This is a genomic window from Pseudovibrio ascidiaceicola (genome assembly GCF_900114245.1).
Taxonomy (GTDB): Bacteria; Pseudomonadota; Alphaproteobacteria; order Rhizobiales; family Stappiaceae; genus Pseudovibrio; species Pseudovibrio ascidiaceicola.
Window position 1 is genome coordinate 415,369 of sequence record NZ_FOSK01000004.1, and the last position, 6,732, is coordinate 422,100.

7 protein-coding genes are annotated in these 6,732 nt (G+C 48.2%); 1 reads left to right on the top strand and 6 read right to left on the bottom strand.

Annotated elements, in window-relative coordinates; all coding sequences use genetic code 11:
- Positions 1-3 precede the first annotated feature (3 nt).
- Together BM231_RS10500 and BM231_RS27180 are read right to left on the bottom strand one after the other, a co-directional pair.
- Positions 4-1,044 (bottom strand): LacI family transcriptional regulator, encoded by a 1,041-nt coding sequence (locus tag BM231_RS10500; protein WP_093519109.1) that lies wholly within the window; start codon positions 1,042-1,044, stop codon positions 4-6.
- Positions 1,045-1,051: 7 nt separating this feature from the next.
- Positions 1,052-2,041: an amylo-alpha-1,6-glucosidase gene (locus tag BM231_RS27180; RefSeq protein ID WP_208860255.1), complete on the bottom strand. Its 990-nt coding sequence runs from the start codon at positions 2,039-2,041 to the stop codon at positions 1,052-1,054.
- A 114-nt stretch (positions 2,042-2,155) separates the two neighbouring features.
- Here BM231_RS27180 and BM231_RS27185 point away from each other — a divergent pair, with 114 nt between their 5' ends.
- A complete protein-coding gene (locus BM231_RS27185) occupies positions 2,156-2,536 on the top strand; it encodes a hypothetical protein (protein ID WP_208860256.1) in 381 nt (126 codons plus the stop codon).
- Between the two features lie 102 nt (positions 2,537-2,638).
- On the opposite strand, the gene BM231_RS10510 is transcribed toward BM231_RS27185, so the two are convergent.
- From BM231_RS10510 to BM231_RS10530, 4 genes are all read right to left on the bottom strand, one after another.
- Positions 2,639-4,072: a phospholipase effector Tle1 domain-containing protein gene (locus BM231_RS10510; protein WP_093519111.1), complete on the bottom strand. Its 1,434-nt coding sequence runs from the start codon at positions 4,070-4,072 to the stop codon at positions 2,639-2,641.
- 468 nt (positions 4,073-4,540) lie between these two features.
- Positions 4,541-5,548, bottom strand: a complete 1,008-nt coding sequence (locus BM231_RS10520; protein ID WP_093519115.1) for a DUF4123 domain-containing protein — start codon at positions 5,546-5,548, stop codon at positions 4,541-4,543.
- Complete coding sequence (locus tag BM231_RS10525) at positions 5,545-5,913, bottom strand: PAAR domain-containing protein (protein WP_082596416.1); 369 nt, start codon at positions 5,911-5,913, stop codon at positions 5,545-5,547. The genes BM231_RS10520 and BM231_RS10525 overlap by 4 nt, the downstream gene beginning before the upstream one ends.
- 9 nt (positions 5,914-5,922) lie before the next feature.
- On the bottom strand, positions 5,923-6,732 hold an 810-nt coding region (locus tag BM231_RS10530; RefSeq protein ID WP_244527160.1), incomplete at its 5' end, for a bacteriophage T4 gp5 trimerisation domain-containing protein.

Below are 6,732 nucleotides of genomic sequence, written 5' to 3' on the forward strand. Positions count from 1 at the left end.
TCCTTATAATCTCTCCAGATTACAGGTGTCTGCACCGCGTTCGATGAGGTCTGGTACGAAAAGTTTTTGGAGATTTATGGGATCCTCACCGCCAATTAAGTCTAGCATGAACTTGCCCAGCGTTTCGCTTGGCTTTGATATCGGGAGATAACATGTCGTAATTGGCGGTGAGAAGTACTGCGATACGTTCAGGTCATCTGTCGCAATGACAACGGCATCCCGCCCATGCACCATCCCACGCACCTGAAACCCTGACAGGACCCCCATCGCGGTTGCTTCATTGGCGCAGATATAAGCCGTCGGCGGCTCTTCAAACATGGACATTTCAAAAAGCTGTTCTCGTCCAAATGCCGGGGTTAAGCGTCCATTAGCGAGTAATGCGGGGTTGAAGGCAATGCCTGCTTTCGACAACGTAGCTTTGTAGGCCTCAATACGGTTTTGCGTATAGTTCAGCTCTTCGCTGGCATTGATCATTGCGATACGGTGATGGCCTTTGGAAAGCAGACGCTCAACACAGATCGTCACAATACGGCGGTTGTCGGTATCAACAAAGGCATGGGGTGCGCTGGCATCACTGGTTCCGTAGGTAACAAACGGAAAGTCTTGTTCCTGCATGAAGCTGATGCGTGGATCATTTGCTCTTGTCCCAGAGATGATGATGCCATCGGCTTTCTTGTTTTGAACGATGCGTTTTATAACTTCGAAGCTGTCCTCAAAACTGGCGACCTGATGCTGCACAACTCTGTACGGCGTATGCTCAATTGCACACGAGATTCCGCTAATCAGCTGAGTGTAACCAACACCCGCCCATTCGTCGTCGTCAGGTGACGCAATGACCGTGATCATGGCGATCTGATAGGTCTTGCCAGTCCGGAGTTGAACTCCACTGATGTTGAGTTCGTATCCCAGCTCTTTGGCCGCTTGCAACACCTTATCACGCGTACGGGGGCGTACCTGCGGTGAGGCATTGAGCGCTTTCGACACTGTCGCCGTTGAAAGCCCGGTTACCTTAGCAATTGTTTTAATCGTCGGTCTTTGCGCCATGGGGTACTCAAGCTGAGGTCAGTTGCGCTTTGGAAAGCACATTCTGAAAACGAAGATAAACAGCAGATGTCCAAGCGAAAGCTTGGTCGCGTAGTCCTGTTCCAGTCAAGGCATCAAAGTTTTCTGCCATTCCTGAGGCTTCACAAGTTCTCATGAACCGCTTTGCCAGCTCGTGAGCCAGCCGGATTTCACCTTGTCGGCATAAACCGTCAAAAATCAGTAATGTAGTTGGTGCCCATATGGGACCACGCCAATACCCATCGGCCTCATAATACGCGCTCTGCGGGTTTTCTGTAGCAGGTCCCCACTCAGTGAGGAAGCCCTGAGCATTGAACCTTTCTACGAGTTTGTCTGCAATCTCTCTTGGCAGGTCACTGCCAAGCAACAGAGGCATAAACTGCGCCAGGCTGGTATCCGGCAGGACAAGATCTGGTTGAGCTGGTTTTCGAAACACGAAGCATTCGCCGTTCCAGAGTTGTTTTATCATTAAGTTTCTGAGCTGTGTCCTGATCTGATCAAACTTGTTAGCCATGTGTGGTTCTTCGGCGCTGCGATAGAGCTGTGCAATGCAGTTGGCCGTCAGGCATAGGAATGTCGGCAGGTCTGGTCCAACAACCGGGCCACCATGATCAAAGAAACTGGCATTATCCCAGCCACTGTCGTTGCCGTGAAAGTAGCCGGAAAGCTCCTGTTCATTTGCACGGGTATGTGTGAGCCAATAGCTGAGCTGCTTCTCCATCTTGTCTCTGAGATACACAAGCTGATCTGAGCTGAAACAATCACGATAGGCTTCCAGAATATGCAGGATTGCCCAGCCGTGGACCGGTGGTTTTGTAAACGCAAAGGAAGCGCCCGCATCGTGCACGAAATCTGGCAGCAAGCCGCTCTCATCCTGCCAATCGAAAACTGTTGCGAACTGGCTAAAGGCCAGATCAGGGTCGATGGCAGCAAGCCCGATTGCAGAAAAAGCGTTGTCCCAGCTCCATATGTTGATCATATGGTTCTTAGACATGTAGGTAGGCGGATGTGTTAAGGCTCCCTCTGCGGGAACCGTATTTGCCCAAAGGAGGTAGGTGGCAAGTTGCTCTGCTTCATTTTGGCCTTGCTTACCATGCCAGTTGAAAAAGGCTTGCCGCGATGCTGTCTGAGCTTCTTCGAAGGATGGCCTTGCAAACTCGGGACACAGGCGACGGTGAAGGATTATACCGCCCTCAAACTGCTCCCCAGAAAAGGTCAGGGCAACATTGTCTGCATGATCTCGTCGCCAGTTGCCTTCAACAACAGCATTGCCAGCTGTTGTGAATGGTGTCAGGCGCAGGTTCTCACCTGCAGCAACGATGCACTGATCCCCGTTGGGATGTTGGAAGGCATAATCATAACGAGACCCTTACAAGGCGAACTTCAGAGTGACACCCCGCCCCTTGAGATGGAGCAGCTCTCCTTCACCAATGCAGAGGCTGACATCTCCCTGCTTTTGCGTGTTGGAGAATAGCTCAACATCCAAACGATGTGGAGACAACGTGAACCGAGGGATGAGCACAGTACCCTCGTCACTTAGAAACACCAGCTTGCACAAGCGGCCCTAAATCCGCCTCTAGTTAGCAAAGATAACGCGCTTGCCACTCTTTGTAGGGGCATGCCCTAGAGAATCCTTGTCAGAGTTGTGGATGTATTTCCTATTTAGTAACTTTTGCTCTTCCACAGATAGTGGCGCGTTATTATGAGTCTTTTCGTCAATTAATTTTAGCTCATCAGACATATCGGTCAGCCCTTGGATGGGATTTGCTGGTTGCTCTGTCAACGTACCGACTTCATCTTCGTGCTGGATTGGTATTAATGGTACATTACTGGATACAGCATAAGCATGCATTTTATGTAGTGCTATTCGTGAGAGCGCCCCATCGACATAGTCGCGCTGCATAGTCGCTTCGAAAATCTCATCATTTACTGACTTCTGAGTAATTCGCCCATTCTCGCCTTCATAGGTGCACTCTTTCACTTGGGCTGAATAGTAGGCATCGGTTGTTTCACAAAACGGATCATCTACGGAACCGATCCGGCCTTCGTCGATAGCGCGCTCAACTGCACTTGGGTTTGTACCAAGATCAACCTCAGTCCCCCCCGACAAATAACCTCCACCGATGTCCGAATGGGAACCATAAAGACATTCTTCAATATGATTGCCTTGGGTTTTCCCCTCTGGTACTTCACAGTCTACTGGGCTTGACAAAATCGATTTTAGAGCGAAGTTCTTCCTGCGCTCGTTGATTGCAGTAAGATGAGCGACCTTTCTTTCCGCAATACCAACTGGCAAATGAAGTAAAACACTACCGTTGTCGTTATTTTGTGGCGAAAAATCAAAGTGCCTAGGTGACGAGATAGAAGGAACAGTGTAGAATAGGCCTATAAACTGCAGTTTAGTTGGGATTTCATGAAATATGCTATATAGAGATTTATCACCTCTTACTTTTAAGCACATTACGCGGCGCTTTTCCCCCTCCATGTTCTGTTTTGTTTTTGTTCTGTTATATCCCATATGTCGGGTCGTCTTGTAATATGGACCGTAGATCGCTTGAAACAAATTCAGCACATGAGCGTAGTGACGCGCTGCTGCAGCTCCTCGGGAGAAGCCAAAAACATCAACTTCAATTCTAGTAATATTATAGGAGGCATATGCACTTACAAATTCCCAAGCCTGTGAAGCTCCCTTTTCCGATTTTGCAAGTACACCATAATCGCCACTGCCAGAGATTTGTCCGTTAGGAGAATCAATGTTTCCAGTGTCCGTTCCAATTCCTTCGATATAATAGTTACCGTAGATGTATGTTTCCTCTTCCACGTTTTTCTGGCTATGCGAGGAAGGATATAGACGGTGAAGCTTCCATATATTAGTATAGTCTGATTTATAACTATCCGAAGTTAATGGCATATTTTCAATGACCGGCAGTTCACCTCCTGCTAGACGAGTACTTACATTGTAAGCATTGTTGCCGGTCCCATCAAAAATAAGCCAATCCGCAATACAAATTTACAGGTTTCGCAAATAGAACGCTTGTCTTTTAGTAATTGCTCCGTCATCTGCTATTCTCTATCGGAGTTACATTACGGTTCTCACTTGTATAAAGCATTCCTGAAAACACTATTTGTGTTATTAGCGCGTTCACAAGAAATACTACCATCAATATAATATATATAGATTTATTAAAATAACTATAATTTCCATTATTGAGAATAAAAAAACACCACACCATCAATATAAAAATAATAAAATTATAATAAAATACCAAATACCCTCCAGATAAATACTTTATATTACTCAACTTCATTACATCAAAAAATAATAAAATAGGATTCATTGATATAAGATCTACAAAGAACACACTCCCAAACGGAGTTGCTACTAAGAGTAGTACAAACATAGTGCCAGCTAAAGTAAATCTTGGAACTCTATCTTCTTTGTTCGTCATCTATTCCTCGGATAATGTCATTTTCATAATTAATACGTTTGTTTTAAATACTCATTCAATTCACCAACAGTTTCTACTCCATTCGCAATAGCTTCTTTAACTTGATCTCTAGCAAAATCTTGTGCAGCAGCAAAGGTTGTAATACTTATTTGAGGCAAGGCTTTTGCCTTCAAGAGATCATGCGCAATTTTTGCTACAAACAACTCCCACTGCATATCCTCAAACGCTTTTTCCTGAACCTTGCGGATGAGGGTGATGTGGCTCTTGGGTCGTTCGTTGGTTTGCGTCGAGCTTTCTGCAAATGGTGTCATGGGTGCGAGTTGACGTGTTTGCATGTTAAAACGGCCTGCTTTGCAATGCTGCCCCGATGCAGGTGCTGTAAAATGCCAGAGCTGCTGGGCATTGCACAAGCTGGGCTCCTCACACCAATCCTCGGCAATGAAGTCAGTAATTGGCCCGAAGAAAGCCTGTGTTTCCGCTGGGTTTGTAGAGAGCAGCCAGACGCGCAGAACAGCCGGATCAAAAAAACGGAACCGAACCAAACGGCCATCACTTTCAAACTCAACGCGTAGGTAACGCCGGAAATGCCGTCGCAGAAGCACTACATCGGTGGCTTCATCCTCAGAGATATCTGGCGAAGCAACAAAGGCACCACGCTCGACCTGCTGCTTTAGACTTTCTGGGGGCGGGGTTCTGTAAAGCTCTTTGGCCTTTGATTTTGAGGCTAAGAAGTAAATCCCCCAGCCCTTGCCCCAACCTTCCTCAATCAACCAGTTGGTGAGATCACTGTTCCGATCCAACCGCACCAGATAGGGAGCGGTCAAGGCCAGTTCCTGTGCCAGATCTCCAGCAATCAGACTGCACCAGTCGGTATTCTCGTCTCCCAGTAAACGGCCATAGATATCTTCACACCATTGGCCGTCGATAATCGCATAAGCGGCAATGTCATCGGTGACTTTGGCAAACAGACTTGCCTTCACACTGTCCGCGATGAGCGTATCTGGCTCGACATCGATAGATAAAGCCGCCTGTGTCATGAGGCATCCTTAGCAAACGGACATTCCTCGGCGAACGGCTTGCGTGTCCCTGGAGGGGACGCAGCGCCGATGAATACATTGGCGCTTCCTGAGACATCAGCACCACCGCAATCTATGGGATCGCCAACACGGCCTGCTTGCTTGTTGTTGAAATTCACCGTGGGACTACCAGCCGCCAATGCTCTACCATGAGAAGGAGACGGGCATGGTGAACAGCCATGGGGCGCATAGGCATCACCCTGCCTTACAGCAGGGCGATTATTGATGAAGATATTCGGGCTTCCGGCAATGGCAGGTGTTGGCGGAAAGTGACAATCATGGCCAGAGCCAATGTCACCTAAACGAGCTGCGGGTTTTCCTGACATAGACCTCTCCTATTTCTCAAAGGAGCGGGCATAGCGCTCAGCATGGGGACCTTGATAATCTTCTGGAGCAGATGGTTCAATGTATGGCACATCCTTGCCAGTCGCTGGAGCCCCTGCCCCGCAATTGACATTCACAACAGTGCCTTCAATCTTGATGCCACTTGCATCGATACGAATGAAGTTGCCACCCACGTTGAGAGAGATAGCAGAGCCAGCACGAACAACCACCTGATCACCACCATCAACAAAGATGGTTCCAGGAGCGGTGTAATGTTGGTGTGCCAGGCTTTCCATGCGAATGTTACGGTTCACCTTGGCGGTATAGTTGCCTCCAACCTGCAGTGTTTTGTCATCAGCAATGCTTTCATTGTCGGCTGCATCGACCTGCGTGCGACGAACAGCTTTCACATGAAGGTCTTTCACACCAGAGATGGTTTCCCTGTGTGATCCTTCCACTTCAATATCTTTCGATCCGCCTATAGATTCAGACTGAGAACCCTCAACACGCTTGTGGCGGTTGGCACCCACCTTCCACGTCTCATTGTCCTCCACAACGCCATTGTGGAATTTTTGGGCGTGGAACCAGACTTCCTCTTGTCCGCCTTCATCCTCAAAGCGGAGCTCATTGGACCCTGTCGCCTTGTGACTGTCTGACTTCAAGACCATGCGAGTTTTGAAGTCAGGAAGCTTGTTCGGCGTACGATTGTTATTGTGGTAGGTTCTGCCGGTGATGATTGGCTGGTCTGGGTCGCCTTCGAGGAAGTCTACGATGACCTCGTGGCCGATGCGGGGGATGGCGATGTGGCCCCAGCTGGCGCC

Coding starts and splice junctions, on each gene's coding strand:
- BM231_RS10500 (WP_093519109.1), bottom strand. CDS start 1,044: ATGGCGCAAAGACCGACGATTAAAACAATTGCTAAGGTAACCGGGCTT.
- BM231_RS27180 (WP_208860255.1), bottom strand. CDS start 2,041: ATGATCAACATATGGAGCTGGGACAACGCTTTTTCTGCAATCGGGCTT.
- BM231_RS27185 (WP_208860256.1), top strand. CDS start 2,156: ATGCCAGTTGAAAAAGGCTTGCCGCGATGCTGTCTGAGCTTCTTCGAA.
- BM231_RS10520 (WP_093519115.1), bottom strand. CDS start 5,548: ATGACACAGGCGGCTTTATCTATCGATGTCGAGCCAGATACGCTCATC.
- BM231_RS10525 (WP_082596416.1), bottom strand. CDS start 5,913: ATGTCAGGAAAACCCGCAGCTCGTTTAGGTGACATTGGCTCTGGCCAT.